Below are 16452 nucleotides of genomic sequence, written 5' to 3'. Positions count from 1 at the left end.
TGATCTACCGGGGAAGCACAGCCGGTGCACGGTGTACGCAGCTCAGCCCGGCCGCATTCTCGTAACACGACCATCACGCACGGTAGTTCACACGTTGCGCTCAGGTCAGCGAAATCTCACAATAAACAGAACTAAAAGATGAGGAGCACTCCCATGACGAGCCAACAGCGCCCGGACCGGGACGACGACGCGCGACGGAACGAGGTCCGGGGCTGGACGGAGGGCAGGACACCGGCAGGGGCCGCGAAGATCCGCGAGGCGGTGGAGGCCCGCGACGCGCTCGCCGAGGCGCTGACCCGCGCGGGCATCCAGCTCCCGGCGATGGACGTACGCACCCCGTGGCGCGACGCCGTCGAAGAGCACGAGGACAGCGGCGAGGGTGAACCCGAGGCGGTCTCGGCAACCGCGGCCCGGTACGCCCTCGTACACCTCGGCGTCTGCTCGGCTTCGGTCGCTTTCGCGCTGGCCGCGGTGATCGTGCGGGGCGCCGCCCGGTGACGTACGGCGACGGCCCCGAGCCGCAGCCACAACGACCACCCGCCGGCACCGCGCCCGCAGAACCGGTCGTCGGCTCCGCCGTGCGGGACTCCGTCCGCAGCCGGGTCGGCATCGTGCTGGGGTGCGAGGGGCCCTACCTCCAGTTGCGGCCACTGGCCGGCGGCCGGGCGTGGGAGGCCGACCCGGATGCCGTCCAACTCCTCACCCACGCCGAGCTGCTGAGCGCCCGCGTTGCTGAGGTGAATGCGCGCAGTTGGCGGGAGCTCGGGATCAGCGGTGCACCGTCCGGAGGGACGATCCCGGCGCCGGGCCAGCAATGCGTGCCAGTTTCGAATGCAATCGACCCGGAAGTGTCCCCTCCGCGCCTATGGTCCCCCTGACGGGCGTGACCCCACAGAACGCGCCCAGCCGAGCTGCTGCCGCAGGACCGCTCGGCGCACTCGCATCTCCGGCGCAGGGCGCCCCGCGGGCGGCGGCCGTCGGCGTCGAGGCCCGGCGCGTAGTCAGCGCTCTCCCGCGCAGCCGCCGGGCGCCATTTCCGTAATCGGGTCGGGTGCCCTGTGCGGTTTGTCCGCCCTGACGAAGAGCGTTGCCGCGAGGGCCAGTACGAGCAGGGCCGCGCAGCTGTAGCTCGCCAGCTCCAGACCCTGTGCCATGGCGGCGCGGGCGGCGTCGGCGACGAGGGCGGTGCGGGGGTTCTCGGCGAGGGAGGGTATGGCCGAGCCTGCGCTGTGGGTGACCGTGTCGCTCAGTTGCCCGGCACTGCGGTCGGCCAGGCCCGTACCGTCGAGGCGGCTCTTGAGGTCGGTGGCGAGGGTGGTGAAGAAGAGGGTGGTCAGAACGGCGATGCCGAGCGCCGATCCGAGTTCGCGGGCGGTGCTTTGGATGCCGGATGCCTGTCCGGCGCTGGGTGCCGGTACGTCGGCGAGCACGATGTTGGTGACCTGGGCTGTCGCGAATCCGACGCCGACGCCGTAGAGGAACAGTGCGCCGGCGATGAGCCACCAGGCGGTGTCCGTCGAGGCGGTGATCCCCAACAGCACCAGACCGGCCGACTCCAGCACCAGGCCGAGGCGTACCTGCTGGAGTGCCGGTACGGAGGCGGCCATCGAGAAGCCGGCACCGCTGGCGAAGAAGCTGCCTGCCGCGAGGGCGACGAGGGCCAGACCCGCCTGGAAAGCGCTGTAGCCGAGGGCGAACTGCAACCAGAGCGGCAGCACAGCGATGATGCCGAACTCGCCGACGCCCACCAGCAGGGTCACGAAGTTTCCGTTGCGGAAGGAGCGGATGGCGAACAGCCGCACATCCATCAGCGGCTCCATCTCCGCCCTTCCGAGCGCCGCCTGCTTGAGCCAGAACAGCACCAGGGCCACGGTGGAGACGACGAGGGCCACGAAGACGGGTGACGGGCTCGCACTCCAGGTGAACGCGCCGAGATCGAGCGGCTCGATGGTCTCCAGCCAGCCATAGGTGCGCCCCTCGATCAGGGCGAACGAGAGCAGGCCGAGCCCCAGGACCGACAGCACGCCGCCGATCCCGTCGATGCGGGTCCGCGACCGGGGCGAGGCGTCGAGATGGCGGAGGACGCCCACGAGGATCAGGGCCACGAGCGGAATGTTGATGCCGAAGGCCCAGCGCCAGGAGAGGTCCGCCAGCCGGCCGCCGAGCAGCGGTCCGAGCGCCGCGGCGGCACCGATGGTGGAGCCCCAGACAGCGAAAGCCTGCCCACGGGCCCGGCCGGTGAAGGTGGCGTTCACCAGGGCGAGGGAGGTGGGCAGGATCGCCGCGGCGCCCACCCCCTGGAGAAAGCGGGCGAGGATCAGGACGCCGCCGTCCGGCGCGGCTGCCGCCAGCAGGCTGGTCAGCGCGAACACTGTCAGGCCGACGAGGAAGACCTTGCGTGCGCCCAAGACGTCGGACAGCCGGCCGGTCAGCAGGAGGAGCGCAGCGAAGGAGATCGCGTAGGACTCCTGGACCCACTGGGCCCCGGCGGAGTCCATCTCCAGGTCCTCGATGATCGGCGCCAGGATCACATTGACGATCGTGATGTCCACAACGATCAGGGCGACGCCCAAGGACACGGCGATCAGGCCGAGCCATTGACGGGTGGTGGGTGGGGCCGTTGCGGTACCGGTCAACGTTTCCTCCATAGTGAAGTAATTCCGCGGTGAAGTTATTTCATGGCCGTACCATTGTCAACGCAGGATGTGCCGGACCGGACAGGAAGCGGAGTCGAGCGATGGAAGCGACGGAAGCGATGAAGGCGACGGAAGAGCATGCGACGGAGGACGCGGAGCTCACGTCCTATCGGGTCGTCGACGCCCTGCGGACCTTCGGCGCGAACTACACCGAGTTCACCCGGCGGTTCGCGGCCTGGCTGGGTCTGCACTCCACGGACGCGGCGGCGTTGGCCGAGATCCTGTACGCGGAGGACCAGGGAGCCCCGCTCTCCCCCGCTCGGCTGAGCGAACGGATCGGCCTCTCCTCCGGCGCGACGACAGCACTGCTGAACCGCCTGGAGAAGGCAGGACACGTGGTACGGAAGCGGGAGCACTCCGACCGCCGGATCGTCACTCTGCGCAGCAGTCCGGAGGTCAGGCCGCAGGCGATGAAGTTCTTCGGCCTGTACACCGAACGGATGCAGACGGCGATGTCCCGGTACACCACCGCCCAACTCCAGGAGTTCCAGGACTTCGTGACCCAGCTGAGCAAGGCGATGGACTCCCTGCTGGCGCACGAGTACCACGCGCTGGAGCCCGGCGCGCACCCCGGCACACAGAAGGACTGAAGCACCTCTCACCTGGGGCCGCGGTTCTCAGCCGGCCGTCAGGTTCTTCACAGCTTCCTCTCAGGTTCGGCGGGCAGGCTGGCGTGCATGGACGAGAAAACGGTGTCCGGGGTGCGTGCCGGGGCGCTGGGGCAGGAGCCGTTGCGGCGGACCGACGGCAGCGCCGTACGCATCCTTGTCGTGGATGACGAACCGTCGCTCACGGAGCTGCTGTCGATGGCCCTGCGGTACGAGGGCTGGCAGGTGCGGGCGGAGGCCGCTGGTGAGGCGGCGGTGCGCACCGCGCGGGAGTGGCGGCCGGACGCGGTGGTACTGGATGTGATGCTGCCCGACGCCAACGGCTTCACCGTGCTCAGGCGGCTGCATGCGGTGAGCCCGGGCATTCCGGTGCTGTTCCTGACCGCGCGGGACGCGGTGGAGGACCGGATCGCCGGGCTGACGGCGGGCGGTGACGACTATGTGACCAAGCCGTTCAGCCTGGAAGAGGTGATCGCCCGGCTGCGCGGACTGCTGCGGCGCGCCGGTGCCACCGCCGCCGGGCAGCCCTCGTCGCTGCTGGTGGTCGGTGATCTGACCCTGGACGAGGACACCCATGAGGTGACACGCGGCGGCACCGAGATCCAGCTGACCGCCACCGAGTTCGAGCTGCTGCGCTATCTGATGCGCAATCCGCGGCGGGTGCTGAGCAAGGCGCAGATCCTGGACCGGGTCTGGTCCTACGACTTCGGCGGCCAGGGCAATGTCGTGGAGCTGTACATCTCGTATCTGCGGCGGAAGATCGACGCGGGGCGTACTGCGATGATCCACACGCGGCGCGGGGCGGGGTATCTGCTCAAGCCGGCCGCGGAGTGAGGAGGCGGAGATGTCCGGCCTCTTCGCCTGGCTGCGCGGCCGGCTGCGGATGCGCCGCTCGCTGCGGGCCCGGCTGGTGTTCTCGGCCGTCGCGATGATCGCGGTGGTGGCCGCGGTGATCGGGACGGTCACGACGATCGCGCTGCACACCTATCTGTACCAACAGCTCGACAGCCAGCTGAAGGACGTCACCTTTCGCGCCGCGGGGCCGGGGCCGCCCGGCCATCCGCGGCCGCCGGGGCTGGAGAAGCTGCGGTTCCTGGGGGTGGGCGGGCAACCGGTGGGGACCATCGGTGCCTTCGCCGAGAGTTCGGAGGACGGCGCATCCAGCGACGCGTTCAGCTCCGCCGCGCGCAGCGTGCAGCAGAAGCCGGTCGACGACCGGCCCGGGGTCGGTATCAAACCCCTGACAGCCGAACAGTCCGCCGCACTCGCCTCGGTGCCACGGGACGGTCAGCCGCACACCGCGGAGCTGCCGCAGGTGGGCAGCTACCGGGTGACCTCCGTACCCGTCGCGGACGGCACGCTGCTGGTGGGTCTGCCGACCGCGTCGGTCGACGACACGATCAGCACCCTCATCGTGGTCGAGGTGTGTGTGGCCGGTGCCGGGCTGCTGGGTGCGGGGATCGCCGGAGCGGCGTCCGTACGGGTCGCGCTGCGGCCGCTGCGGCGGATGGCGCACACCGCAACCCGCGTCGCCGAACTCCCGCTGCACAGCGGTGAGGTGCGGCTGCGCGAACGGGTGCCGGTGCGGGACACCGACCCGGAGACGGAAGTCGGACAGGTCGGAGCGGCGCTCAACCGGATGCTGGGGCACGTCGGTTCGGCGCTGGCAGCACGGCACGACAGCGAGCAGCGGCTGCGCCGGTTCATCGCGGACGCCAGCCACGAACTGCGTACCCCACTGGCCTCGATCCGCGGCTACGCGGAGCTGTCACGCCGCAGACAGACCGGTGCTGACGCGGATCCGGCTGGAACCTCCAAGCTCTTCGAGCGGGGCGGCTACGCACTCGAACGGATCGAGTCCGAAGCCGTACGCATGACCGCGCTGTTGGAGGACCTGCTGCTGCTGGCCCGGCTCGACGCGGGGCGCCCGCTGGAGCGGCGCCCGGTGGATATGTCGGCGCTGGTGGTCGATGCGGTCAGCGATGCCCGGGTGGCCGGTCCCCGGCAGGTGTGGCGCCTGGAGCTGCCCCCCTCGCCGCTGCTGGTGACGGGCGACGAGGGCCGGCTGCGGCAGGTGCTGGCCAACCTCCTGGCGAACGCCCGTACGCACACCCCGGCGGGGACGACGGTCAGCGCCCAACTGACGCTCGACGGCGGCGAGGTGGAAGTGCGGGTCGTGGACGACGGACCCGGTATCCCCGCGGACGTCCAGGGGCGGGTCTTCGAACGGTTCGCGCGGGGCGACGCCTCACGCTCCCGGCACCACGGCAGCACCGGGCTCGGACTGGCCATCGTGACCGCCGTCGTGGCTGCCCACGAGGGGGAGGTCGATGTCGCGAGCCGCCCGGGGCGCACCGTCTTCACCGTGCGCCTGCCGATGAGTTCGGTCGCATCCGGCACCTCACAGGTGGCTCACAGCCTGGCCACACCGGGCTGACAGGCCCGCCCGCCACGGTCGGCGGCATGAGCGCACAAACCGATCTGACCGATCGCTCCGGATACGGGGCCGCCCTTCCGGCCCGTCGCCACCTGCCGTCCCGTACGCGGACGACCGTGCTGGACGTGGTGGTGCCCGTCTTCAACGAGGAAGCAGCCCTCGGGCCCTGTGTCCGTCGGCTGCACACCTTTCTGACCAGCCACTTCCCCTACGACTTCCGCATCACCATCGCGGACAACGCCAGCCGGGACCGCACCGAAGAGATCGCCCGCGAACTGGCAGCGGAGTTCGAGTCCGTATCGCTGGTACGCCTGGAGGAGAAGGGGCGGGGACGTGCGCTGCGGACCGTATGGGCCGCCTCCGAAGCGCCCGTACGCGCCTACATGGACGTGGATCTGTCCACCGACCTCAACGCGCTGCTGCCGCTGGTCGCGCCGCTGATCTCCGGGCACTCGGACGTGGCCACCGGCACCCGGCTGGCCTCCGGCTCGCGGGTCGTACGCGGCCCGAAGCGGGAGGTTCTCTCGCGGGGCTACAACCTGCTGCTGCGCGGCTCACTGGCCGCCCGGTTCTCCGACGCGCAGTGCGGATTCAAGGCGGTATGCGGTGAGGTGGCCGACCGGCTGCTGCCCCTGGTGCAGGACAACGGCTGGTTCTTCGACACCGAGCTGCTGGTCCTGGCGGAGCGTGCCGGGCTGCGAATCCATGAAGTGCCGGTGGACTGGGTGGACGATCCGGACTCGCGGGTGGACATCCTGCGCACGGTGACCGACGACCTCAAGGGCGTCTGGCGGGTCGGCCGTGGGCTGGGGAGCGGCGCGCTGCCGCTCGACCGGCTGCGGCGCCCGTTCGGCGACGATCCGCGCGACCGTCACCTGGCCGACGTGCCCCGCGGTCTGCCGCGCCAGCTCATCGGGTTCTGTCTGGTCGGCGCGTTGAGCACCCTGCTCTATCTGGCGCTCTACTCGCTGCTGCGGCAGGGCATGGGCGCGCAGGCCGCGAACGCGCCGGCGCTGCTGCTGTCGGCGCTGGGGAACACCGCCGCGAACCGACGGCTGACCTTCGGAGTACGCGGCCGTGAACGCGCCGTGCGCCACCAGGCGCAGGGTCTGCTCGTCTTCGCCGTCGGCCTGGCGCTGACCAGCGGCTCGCTCGCCGCGCTGGACACCGCCGCCGACGACGCGCCCCACGGCGCGGAGCTCGCCGTCCTGATCTGCGCCAACCTGGCCGCCACGGTGCTGCGCTTCGCGCTCTTCCGCGCTTGGGTCTTCTCCCCGCGCCCCGAAGGGGCGCGGGGAACTGCGCGCTCAACCACCACGCACTCGCACACGGCACCGGACGCATAGCCGAACGGCCGCATCCCGCCGCAACGGCACCGCCGGACATCAATCCGGTGGCTGTCCCCCGCTGCGGCGGGAAAGGGGCGGGGCTGCGGCGGATCAGGCGGCGTTGGCGGCAGCCTTGTCCGCGCCCTTCAGACCGAAGACGTCGACGGCGTGGTAATACGTCCACGCCGTCGAGTTGCAGGCGGTCTTGGTCGCCCCGGAATACCGGCTGCACACACGCTTGAGGTCTTCGTAGAACGCGGAGTCGATACGGGCCTTGTTCGCGTCGAACGCGCCGACCGCCTTGTAGTTGCGGTATCCGAAGTCGTGGCGGGCGCAGGCGTTCTGGAACGGGAAGCCGAACGGGTTGTCGGGCGAGGAACTGCAGTAGTCCGTCGACCAGTCGAACTGGTAGGCCGCCCACTGCCCCTGGTTCTGCCGGGCGGCGTACCAGGCGCTGTAGCTGGAAGCGCTGGTCTGCGTCCAGGAGCTGAGGACCTGCAACTTGTCGGCGGGCGCGGCCGAAGCCGAGCCCGCAGGGATGAGAACGGCGGGAAGCGCCAGAGCGACGGCGGAGAGTGGGACGGCATGACGGCGGCGCATTCGCATGATGACCTCCGAAGAAGGCGAGCCCGAGACGCCCAGGCCAGGTGGGGTTCGCCGGGGCACGCCAAGCTTGGCACCACCGCACGTCGCTGAACAGATGCTTCAACTCTCAATCGAGCAGCACTCGTTCGGAGGAAGACAAAGTGGACGCTCAATCACCAAGTCTGCGTTCAATCACCAAGTCGGCGCTCAACCATCAAGTCGAGGCTCAACCACAAGCGGGACCTCCGGATCATCGAGGGGCACAACCCCAGCTTCGGCTATTGGCCGGCGGTCGGCGAGGTCAACGGCGACGACCATCCCGACATAGTCGTCAACAACCCCGAATTCACCGCAGCCACGGCCTGATCACCCTCCTCCTGCGTTGGCTGCGACGCCTGCGGGTTGAGCCGAGAAACGACAGCTCATCCGAGTACGGCGAGTGGTGCTGTCTCATCCGGTCAAGGTGTAGGTCCGCCCCTCGACGCCCCATTCACCCGCGTCGGGCACCAGGCCGGCATCCATGGCACGGAGGGTTGGCCGTCCGATGTGGGCGTAGACCAGCCGCCGCACTCGGTGGCGTGCGGCCTGCTCGGCGACCTGGTGGACGTCCGCGTGACCGCCGACGCCGCCGCGGAAACGGATGGGTCGCTCCCAGGAGGCGGCCTCGGCGAACATCAGATCCGCGTCCGAGGCCCATGCGGGGAACTCCCAGAACTCCGGCGCCCACACCACCACCTGCCCGGCTGCCGCGATGCGGTAGCCGTATGCGTCGTGCGAGGTGTGCACGACGGGAAGACAGGTGATCCGCAGATCACCCCGCGCCAGGCCCTCCGCATGCGGTTCGACGCCCCGCTCGGCGGCCAGACGCCGCAGCTTTGAGCGCAGCTCTGCCCGTTCATCGGTGACCAGCCAGGCGTCCAGCCGCTCAGGCGGCTCGGCTCCGGGCCCGCCGTCGAACGCGACCCGCAGCTTCCCGTAGCGCAGCAGCAGACCGGCCGGCGCGAACCGGGGTGAATTCATCGCCCCCACCCCCAACAGCGTCAGCCGCAGCCTGGCGGTCATGCTGCCCACCATCGGGGCAGGCGTCCCACACGCTCAGCCGGTCGGCACCACAGAGCAAGAGGGCACCGCACACGATGGAGCACGGTACGCACCACTGCGCTCGGACACAGTCCCAACCGCTCGGCGGCCGGACGGCGCGGGGCAACCCTCATGCAGGCTTTGTGCCCCCGCCCGCGAACCCCTCCCCCAACATCAGGCTGAGCGTCACCGACATGGACGGCACCCTCCTCGACGACGGCGGGAAGGCCACCGCTTGGAGCGGGCTTCCTCCACCGCCTCGTAGGCGTGGCCCTACGCCCGCAGCACACCTCACCCGCAACGGCAAAGCCGCAGGTCAGGCACCCTTCTCCACCGGCTCCAGAATCGCCACGCACTCAAAATGGTGCGTCATCGGGAAGAGGTCGAAGGCGCGGAGGAAGCGGGGGCGGTAGCCGGCGGTGGCGAAGTAGGAGAGGTCGCGGGCGAGGGCGGCCGGGTCGCAGGCGACGTAGGCGATGCGGCGGGGGCCCAGGGTGGCGACGTGGTTGACGAGATGTTTGCCGGCGCCGGTGCGGGGTGGGTCGAGGACGACCAGGTCGGCCTCGGTGATGCCGGTGCGCGGGAGGACCTTCTCGACCCTGCCGTGTTCGATGCGGACGCGCGGGAAGTCCTGGAGGTTCTTGCGGGCGTCGGCCACGGCCCGCTTGCCCGCCTCGATGCCGAGCACCGCGCCCTTCTCGCCGATGCGGTCGGCCAGCGCGCCGGCGAACAGGCCGACGCCGCAGTACAGATCGAGCGCCGTCTCGCCCTTGCGCGGGGTCAGACCGCGCATCACGGCGTCGACGAGGACGTCGGCGGCTTGCGGGTGGACCTGCCAGAAGCCGCCCTCACCGACCCGCCAGGTGCGGCCGTCCGCGCGCTCGCGGACGAAGTCGCGGCCGTGCACGCGGTGCACGGCGCGGTCCTTCTCGCCGACCCGGAGGACGGAGACCTCGCGATTCAGCTCCACCAGTGGGAGCCGGCCGCCGGGGCGGGGGGTGAGGACGACCTGCCGGTCGGTGGAGCCGGTTGCGGCGATGGCATCGACCGTGGCGATCTGCGGCCACTCGCGGTCCTCGATGCCCAGCTCGTCGACGCCGGGCGCGGCGATCAGGCAGTGGTCGATGCGCTGCACCTCGTGCGAACGGTGCTTGAGCAGCCCCGCGTGGCCGTCGTCGTCGATGGTGTAGCGCACCCGGGTGCGCCAGCCGGGGACCTCGCCGGGAGCGACCTTGTCGCCGGGTGCGGGCTCGACGGTGCCGTCCCAGGAGACGTCCTCGGGGGTCATCCCGGCCAGCCGCTGGAGCTGTTCGGTGAGCACCTCCGCCTTGAGGCGACGCTGTGCGCCGGGCTTGACGTGCTGCCAGTCGCAGCCGCCGCAGCGCCCGGGCCCGGAGAACGGGCAGGGCGCCTCGATGCGGTCCTTCGCGGGCTCCAGCACCTCGACCGCGTCGGCCCGCAGGAAGCGGGAGTCGGCGCGGCCCTCGGTGACCCGCGCGATCACCCGCTCGCCGGGCAGCGTGTGCCGTACGAAGAGCACCTGGCCGCTCTCCGTGCGGGCGACGCAGTGGCCGCCGTGCGCCACCGGACCGACCTCGACCTCGTACTCCTCCCCTACCAGGGAGGGAGCGAGCTCTTCGGACGCGCTGGCGGACGCGCTGGCTTCGGGCATCAGGGGGTGACTCCAAAGAAATGGGGGCGGTGCGGGGGCCGGGCGGGACATGACCGCAGCCGTCGAGTCTACTTCGCGGCTGCTCCCCCCGCTGCCAGGTCAGGCTCCCCCTGGTCCCGGCCCGTTCCGGGAGCTCTCAGCGGAGCCTTTGGCGCCCTTCCCGGCCTTGCCGTCCTTCTGCGCCTTGCGCGGCTGGATGACGGGGCCGCGGCGCACGGAGCCGGGCGCGTTCCACTGCTCGCGCCGCCTGGCCCGCTTCTTCGCCAGCTCGGAGGACTCCAGCTGGTAGGGGACCGACGTCACCATGACGCCCGGTGTGAACAGCAGCCGTCCCTTGAGCCGCAGCGCACTCTGGTTGTGCAGCAGGTGCTCGTACCAGTGTCCGACCACGTACTCCGGGATGAAGACGCTCACCACGTCGCGGGGCCGCTCCTGGCGCAGCCGCTTCACATAGTCGATGACGGGACGCGAGATCTCCCGGTAGGGGGAGTCGAGGATGGTCAGCGGGATGTTGATGCCGCTCTCGTCCCACTCCCTGCGCAGCTGCTCCGTCTCGTGCTGGTCCATATTGACGGTGACGGCCTCGAGGGTGTCGGAGCGCAGCAGCTTGGCGTAGCGCAGGGCCCGCAGCGTCGGCTTGTGGATCTTCGATACGAGCACGAAGGAGTGCACCCGCGAGGGGCGCAGCTTGGCCTCGCCCGGGTCCTCGGCCGCCAGTTCCTCGGCGACCCCGTCGTAGTGGCGGCGGATGCCGGTCATCACGGCGTAGAAGAGGGCCATGCCCACCAGGGAGACCCAGGCTCCGTGGGTGAACTTCGTCACCAGCACCACCACGAGCACCAGCCCGGTGAAGAAGGCTCCGAAGGTGTTGATGGCGCGCGAGCGGTACATGTGGCGGCGGCGCGCGCGGTCGGTCTCGGTGGTCAGCAGCCGGTTCCAGTGCCGGACCATGCCCGTCTGGCTGAGCGTGAAGGAGACGAACACGCCCACGATGTAGAGCTGGATCAGGCGGGTGGAGTCGGCTCCGTAGACCACCACGAGTATCGTCGCCGCCCCGGCCAGCAGCACGATGCCGTTGGAGAAGGCGAGCCGGTCGCCGCGGGTGTGCAGCTGACGCGGCAGATAGCGGTCCTGCGCCAGGATCGAGCCGAGCAGCGGAAAGCCGTTGTAGGCGGTGTTGGCGGCCAGGAAAAGCACCAGCGCGGTGGCCGCCGCCAGGAACACGAACGGGAGCGTCCCATCGCCGAACACCGCAGCCGCCACCTGTGAGATGACCGGGTTCTGGGTGTAGTCCTCACCCGCCGGACGGCCGTTGATCAGCAGGTCCTTGGCGGGGTTCTCGGCCATCCGCACATGGGTGGTCAGCGCCAGCGCGATGATGCCGCAGAACATCGTGACCGCCAGCAGGCCCATCATCGACAGCGTGCTCGCCGCGTTCTTCGACTTGGGCTTGCGGAAGGCGGGCACGCCGTTGCTGATCGCCTCCACGCCGGTGAGCGCCGCACAGCCGGAGGAGAAGGCGCGCAGCAGCAGGAACGCCAACGCGAACCCGGCGATCCCGGACTGCTCGGTGTGGATCTCGTAGTCCGCGGTGGGGGCGCGCATCTCGTCGCCCAGGATGACGCTGCGCACCACCCCCCAGACGATCAGACCGAAGACACCGACGACGAAGCAGTAGGTGGGAACGGCGAAGAGCTTGCCGGACTCGCGTACACCGCGCAGGTTCATCAGCGTCAGCAGCACGATGACCACGACCGCGCAGAGCACCTTGTGCTCGACGACGAACGGGATGGCCGAGCCGAGATTCTCCACCCCGGAGGAGATGGACACCGCCACGGTCAGCACATAGTCGACCAGCAGCGCGCTGGCGACGGTGAGACCCGAACGGCGTCCGAGGTTGGTGGTCGCCACCTCGTAGTCCCCGCCACCGCTCGGGTAGGCGCGGACGTTCTGCCGGTACGAGGCCACCACCGTGAACATCAGCACGACGACCGCGACCGCGATCCACGGGCTGAGGCTGTAAGCGGACACCCCCGCAACCGACAGGACCAGCAGCACCTCGCCCGGCGCATACGCGACGGAGGAGAGCGGGTCCGAGGCGAACACCGGGAGGGCCACACGCTTGGGCAGCAGCGTCTCGGCGAGCCGGTCACTGCGCAGCGCTCTCCCGAGAAGGAGTCGTTTCGGTACGTCGGTCATCCTGGGCACGCAGAGGATCGTATGCGTGTCAGTCGTGCGATGCTGAGACGGCCCGCTGTACGGGACGAAGGGACGGGCGTTGCACATTGTGATCATGGGCTGCGGACGAGTAGGAGCGGAGCTCGCGCAGACCCTGGAGCGACAGGGCCACACGGTCGCGGTCATCGACCGGGACCCCACCGCATTCCGGCGCCTCGGCTCGGGCTTCGGCGGCCGACGGGTCACAGGCATCGGCTTCGATCAGGACACCCTGCGCGAGGCCGGTATGGAGGAGGCGGGCGCGTTCGCCGCGGTCAGCAGCGGTGACAACTCGAACATCATCGCGGCCCGGGTGGCACGTGAGATGTTCGGCACACAGCATGTGGCCGCGCGGATCTATGACCCTCGGCGCGCGGAGGTCTACCAGCGGCTCGGCATCCCCACGGTGGCCACCGTGCGCTGGACCGCCGACCAGATGCTGCGCAGGCTGCTGCCGTCCGGCTCCGAGCCGCTGTGGCGGGACCCGAGCGGCGCCGTGCAGCTCGCCGAGGTGCACACCTCCTCGGCGTGGGTCGGCGAGCGCGTCAGCAAGCTCCAGGAAGAGGCCGGGGTGCGCATCGCCTTCCTCACCCGGCTGGGCGAGGCCATACTGCCCACGTCCCAGACGGTGCTTCAGGAGGGCGACCTGGTGCATGTGATGATGCGCTGCAACGAGGTCGCGCGGGTGGAGGAAGTCTTCGCTGTGGGGCCGGAGTCGTGACCACGAAACACGCACTCAGCCGCGTGGGCGGAGAAGCGAACAAAGGGAACGCAGCATGAGGGTGGCGATTGCCGGGGCGGGCGCCGTGGGCCGCTCCATCGCGGGTGAGCTGTTGGAGAACGGTCACGAGGTGCTGCTCGTCGACAAGGCGCCGACGGCCATCTCGGTCGAGCGGGTGCCGCAGGCGGAGTGGCTGCTGGCCGACGCGTGCGAGATCACCTCGCTCGACGAGGCGGCGCTGGAGCGCTGCCATGTGGTGATCGCCGCGACGGGTGACGACAAGGTCAACCTGGTGGTCTCCCTGCTGGCCAAGACGGAGTACGGGGTGCCGCGCGTCGTGGCCCGGGTCAACAACCCGAAGAACGAGTGGCTGTTCAACGAGTCGTGGGGCGTGGACGTCGCCGTCTCGACTCCGCGCCTGATGTCCGCGCTGGTGGAGGAGGCCGTCAGCGTAGGTGACCTGGTGCGGCTGCTGCGCTTCTCGCAGGGCGACGCGAACCTGGTCGAGCTGACGCTGCCGCCGGAGTCCACCCTGTCGGGCACCCGCGTGGGGGATGTGAACTGGCCGGAGGACACTTCGCTGGTGACGATCATCCGCGGCACCCGGGTACTGACCCCGGACGCGGACGACGTACTGGAGGCGGGCGACGAACTCCTCTTCGTCGCCGCCCCCGCGCGCGAGGAACAGCTGGAGGACCTGCTCTCGGCCCGGAGCTGACCGCGAGGGGCCTGCTCGGGGCGCCGTCAGCCCTTCTTCACCAGCGCGATCCACACCTGGCCGCGCGCGAAGGGCAGTCGGCGCCCTCCCCGGGCCTCGGTGAAAGTGGTGCCCCCGCTCGCCGAGGGGCGCGACCAGCGCGCTTCGTACGCCTTGCCGTCCCGCAGCACCAGCGCCTCTCCCGAGCCCACCGTCTCGGTGTACGGGGAGTTGCTGCCGGAGCGGTCGTGGAAGCGGGACTGGCGCACGGTCACGTACTGGATCACGACGGTCGCCGGCGCGAGCTGCCCGTCGCCGCGGGAGCGGGCCGGGGCGCCGTCCATCGCCACGAGCCAGCGACGGCGGTCCGCGGACCAGGTGAAGGTCGAGCGGGCCGCGGGGTAGCGGACGGTCTCCTGGTGCGTGGCCCGGCCGCCCTTGGGGGCCGCGCCGAAGCGGAAGCCGATGTCGCGTGGCTCCGAGGCGTCGTCCGCGGCCCGCTCGGCGCGGCGGGCCTTGAGGTAGAGGTTGTGCGGAGCGCGGCGGCCGGGGTCCCGTTGGTAGCCGTCGCTCAGCTCACCCGGCGGCAGCAGATGCAGCGGTGCCGCCTCCAGGGTCGGCAGGAGTCTGCCCTGTACGCCGGAGAACGCCAGTGCGGGCTCGCCGAACTGGCGCAGCAGCTCGATGTCGGACTCGCGCGCGCTGCGGACGGGCCCGACGGTGGCGGGGATGTCGGAGGCGAAGACGGCCAGTATCCGGCTGAGGCCCGCCTCGACCTCCTCGGTGTAGACGAGGTCGGCGTGCTGGAGCCCGGTCTGCGGGCGGGCCGGCGCCACGTTGTCGACCTTCACCGCCAGTACGTGGTCGCCCTTGCGCCGCTCTCCTGTGAACGGGGACGCGTCGTCCTCGTCACCGCCGGACCCGCATGCGGCGAGGGCACCGCCGGTGCCGACCGCCAGCGCGGTTCGCAGCAACGTCCTGCGCCGCGTCGCTCGGTGTGCGGGCCGCCCGGCCCGAGTGGGCTCATCCATGCCGTCGCCTCCGTCCGCCGAGCGTAGTGGCTGAGGCCGTCGCGGAACCGCCGGACACTCCCCGTCGTGGCTGCTCTCCCCCAGCCTTCGGCCGGGGCCCCAGCTGCCGGGCGCCGCAACCACCACGTTCGGCCCTCAGGAGCTGGCGGCCTTGGCGGCCTCCTCCTCGGCCTCCATCTCGGCGATGACGTTGATCGGCGGCGGCGCCTTGGCCAGGAAGATCCAGGTGAGGTAGACCGCCAGCAGGAACGGCGGGATCTTCAGGATGACCGTCACCCAGCCGAACTGCGTGGTGTCACCCCAGAAGTAGAGCGGGAAGAGCACGGCCGACTTGCCGAGCAGGATGAAACCCCAGGCGTAACTGGCCTTGGTGTACGCCTTCTTGCGGCCGGGGTTGCGCTTCCGCCAGGACAGGTTCTCCTTGAACACCGGCCCGAGCACCAGCCCGAGCAGGGGAACGCCTGCCATCGAGGTGATGATGTAGGCGAGCGCCAGGCCGAGGGTGTACAGCATGCCGGGCAGATAGAAGTCCTTGGCGTTGCCGGTCATCATCGCGAACAGCACGCCGAAGCCGACGCCGAAGATCCCGCTGAACGCGTGCTTGACGGTGTCCTTGCGGAACAGCCGGAAGACGACCATCACGCCGGAGAGCACCAGTGCGGTGATGGCGGGGAGGTGGATGTCCTGGGTCACCGTGTACATCGCGATGAACACCAGGCCGGGCACGGTCGTCTCGACCAGGCCCCGCACGCCGCCGAACGCCTCGAACAGTGCCGCTTCCGTCACGGCCTGCGATCCGGCCCCGCCGTCCTGCTGCCCGTCCGGCGGCGCCGCGTCGGTCTGCTTGTCGGGAGAGGTCACCCGCTACTCCTGTCCGAGGGGTCGCAGCTCGTATTTGGGGTTGAACATCACGGGACGGCCGTGGTTGACGGTGATCCGCCCCCAGGCGATCAGCTTGCGGCCCGGCTCGATCCCCGCGATGGAGCGGCGGCCCAGCCAGACGACGTCCAGCGAGGCCGACCCGTCGAACAGCTCGGCCTCCAAGGTGGGGACCCCGGCACGTGGCCGCAGCGTCACGGTGCGCAGCGTACCGGTTACCCGCACCATCTCGCGGTCGCTGCATTCGGAGATACGGGCACAGCCCGTGTCCTCGGCTTCCTCACGCAGCTCGGCCGAGCGCAGGTCTTCCTCGGAGGAGGAGAGCCGTTCCAGGAACCGTCGGAACCGCCCGCTTCCCGTGCCCCGCTGTTCTCGGGTGGCGCCAGTCATAACCGCCAGGGTACCGCCGGACCGCGCCCCGATTCCCCCGCCGCCGTCAGGTCACCTCTCGAACCTGTACCCCATCCCCGCCTCCGTCACGCTGTGCTTACCCGGGGGACA

17 protein-coding genes are annotated in these 16452 nt (G+C 70.4%); 9 read left to right on the top strand and 8 right to left on the bottom strand.

All coding sequences use genetic code 11. From position 1 onward, the window contains the following. The first annotated feature begins 153 nt into the window (after positions 1-153). Both ACTWP9_RS08410 and ACTWP9_RS08405 read left to right on the top strand, forming a co-directional pair. Positions 154-498 carry a hypothetical protein gene (locus ACTWP9_RS08410; RefSeq protein WP_443245371.1) on the top strand — a complete coding sequence of 115 codons (345 nt, stop codon included), beginning with the start codon at positions 154-156 and terminating at the stop codon, positions 496-498. Next, positions 495-878: a hypothetical protein gene (locus tag ACTWP9_RS08405; protein WP_443245370.1), complete on the top strand. Its 384-nt coding sequence runs from the start codon at positions 495-497 to the stop codon at positions 876-878. The genes ACTWP9_RS08410 and ACTWP9_RS08405 overlap by 4 nt, the downstream gene beginning before the upstream one ends. A 123-nt stretch (positions 879-1001) precedes the next feature. Here ACTWP9_RS08405 and ACTWP9_RS08400 read toward each other — a convergent pair whose 3' ends face one another. Next, complete coding sequence (locus ACTWP9_RS08400) at positions 1002-2636, bottom strand: MFS transporter (RefSeq protein ID WP_443245369.1); 1635 nt, start codon at positions 2634-2636, stop codon at positions 1002-1004. A 101-nt stretch (positions 2637-2737) separates the two neighbouring features. On the opposite strand from ACTWP9_RS08400, the gene ACTWP9_RS08395 reads away from it, so the two are divergent. From ACTWP9_RS08395 to ACTWP9_RS08380, 4 genes are all read left to right on the top strand, one after another. After that, positions 2738-3286 (top strand): MarR family winged helix-turn-helix transcriptional regulator, encoded by a 549-nt coding sequence (locus ACTWP9_RS08395; RefSeq protein WP_443245368.1) that lies wholly within the window; start codon positions 2738-2740, stop codon positions 3284-3286. Positions 3287-3373: 87 nt separating this feature from the next. Then, a complete protein-coding gene (locus ACTWP9_RS08390) occupies positions 3374-4138 on the top strand; it encodes a response regulator transcription factor (RefSeq protein ID WP_443245367.1) in 765 nt (254 codons plus the stop codon). A 10-nt stretch (positions 4139-4148) separates the two neighbouring features. Continuing rightward, entirely contained in the window at positions 4149-5741 is a 1593-nt protein-coding gene (locus ACTWP9_RS08385; RefSeq protein WP_443245366.1) for a sensor histidine kinase, read from the top strand. 26 nt (positions 5742-5767) lie between these two features. Further along, a complete protein-coding gene (locus ACTWP9_RS08380; RefSeq protein ID WP_443245365.1) occupies positions 5768-7087 on the top strand; it encodes a glycosyltransferase in 1320 nt (439 codons plus the stop codon). A gap of 93 nt (positions 7088-7180) precedes the next feature. On the opposite strand, the gene ACTWP9_RS08375 is transcribed toward ACTWP9_RS08380, so the two are convergent. Further along, positions 7181-7669: a phospholipase gene (locus ACTWP9_RS08375; RefSeq protein WP_443245587.1), complete on the bottom strand. Its 489-nt coding sequence runs from the start codon at positions 7667-7669 to the stop codon at positions 7181-7183. Positions 7670-7867: 198 nt separating this feature from the next. Here ACTWP9_RS08375 and ACTWP9_RS08370 point away from each other — a divergent pair, with 198 nt between their 5' ends. Beyond that, the gene (locus tag ACTWP9_RS08370) at positions 7868-8020 is read left to right on the top strand and encodes an FG-GAP repeat protein (RefSeq protein WP_443245586.1); all 153 of its coding nucleotides are present in this window, start codon (positions 7868-7870) and stop codon (positions 8018-8020) included. An 84-nt stretch (positions 8021-8104) separates the two neighbouring features. Here the strand turns inward: ACTWP9_RS08370 and ACTWP9_RS08365 are convergent, their stop codons facing one another. The 3 genes from ACTWP9_RS08365 to ACTWP9_RS08355 all read right to left on the bottom strand — a co-directional run bounded on the left by ACTWP9_RS08365 (position 8105) and on the right by ACTWP9_RS08355 (position 12614). Then, entirely contained in the window at positions 8105-8716 is a 612-nt protein-coding gene (locus tag ACTWP9_RS08365; RefSeq protein ID WP_443245364.1) for an MBL fold metallo-hydrolase, read from the bottom strand. Positions 8717-9050: 334 nt separating this feature from the next. Continuing rightward, on the bottom strand, positions 9051-10406 hold the full coding sequence (locus ACTWP9_RS08360; RefSeq protein ID WP_443245363.1) for a class I SAM-dependent RNA methyltransferase: 1356 nt from the start codon (positions 10404-10406) through the stop codon (positions 9051-9053). Positions 10407-10505: 99 nt separating this feature from the next. Then, positions 10506-12614: an APC family permease gene (locus ACTWP9_RS08355; RefSeq protein ID WP_443245362.1), complete on the bottom strand. Its 2109-nt coding sequence runs from the start codon at positions 12612-12614 to the stop codon at positions 10506-10508. 70 nt (positions 12615-12684) lie between these two features. On the opposite strand from ACTWP9_RS08355, the gene ACTWP9_RS08350 reads away from it, so the two are divergent. Beyond that, a complete protein-coding gene (locus tag ACTWP9_RS08350; RefSeq protein WP_443245361.1) occupies positions 12685-13344 on the top strand; it encodes a potassium channel family protein in 660 nt (219 codons plus the stop codon). Positions 13345-13399: 55 nt separating this feature from the next. Next, positions 13400-14062, top strand: coding sequence for a potassium channel family protein (locus tag ACTWP9_RS08345; protein ID WP_443245360.1), 663 nt, complete (start codon positions 13400-13402; stop codon positions 14060-14062). A 26-nt stretch (positions 14063-14088) separates the two neighbouring features. Here ACTWP9_RS08345 and ACTWP9_RS08340 read toward each other — a convergent pair whose 3' ends face one another. The 3 genes from ACTWP9_RS08340 to ACTWP9_RS08330 form a co-directional block, all read right to left on the bottom strand. Beyond that, on the bottom strand, positions 14089-15072 hold the full coding sequence (locus ACTWP9_RS08340; RefSeq protein ID WP_443245359.1) for a DUF3048 domain-containing protein: 984 nt from the start codon (positions 15070-15072) through the stop codon (positions 14089-14091). A 135-nt stretch (positions 15073-15207) separates the two neighbouring features. Beyond that, positions 15208-15933: a DUF3159 domain-containing protein gene (locus ACTWP9_RS08335; RefSeq protein ID WP_443245358.1), complete on the bottom strand. Its 726-nt coding sequence runs from the start codon at positions 15931-15933 to the stop codon at positions 15208-15210. 3 nt (positions 15934-15936) lie between these two features. Further along, entirely contained in the window at positions 15937-16341 is a 405-nt protein-coding gene (locus ACTWP9_RS08330; protein ID WP_276477461.1) for an OB-fold nucleic acid binding domain-containing protein, read from the bottom strand. Between the last annotated feature and the right edge of the window lie 111 nt (positions 16342-16452).

Source organism: Streptomyces sp. 3N207, from assembly GCF_052246355.1.
Classification (GTDB): domain Bacteria; phylum Actinomycetota; class Actinomycetes; order Streptomycetales; family Streptomycetaceae; genus Streptomyces.
Note: the sequence above shows the minus strand (reverse complement) of the source record. Positions and strands in the feature narration are given on the sequence as shown.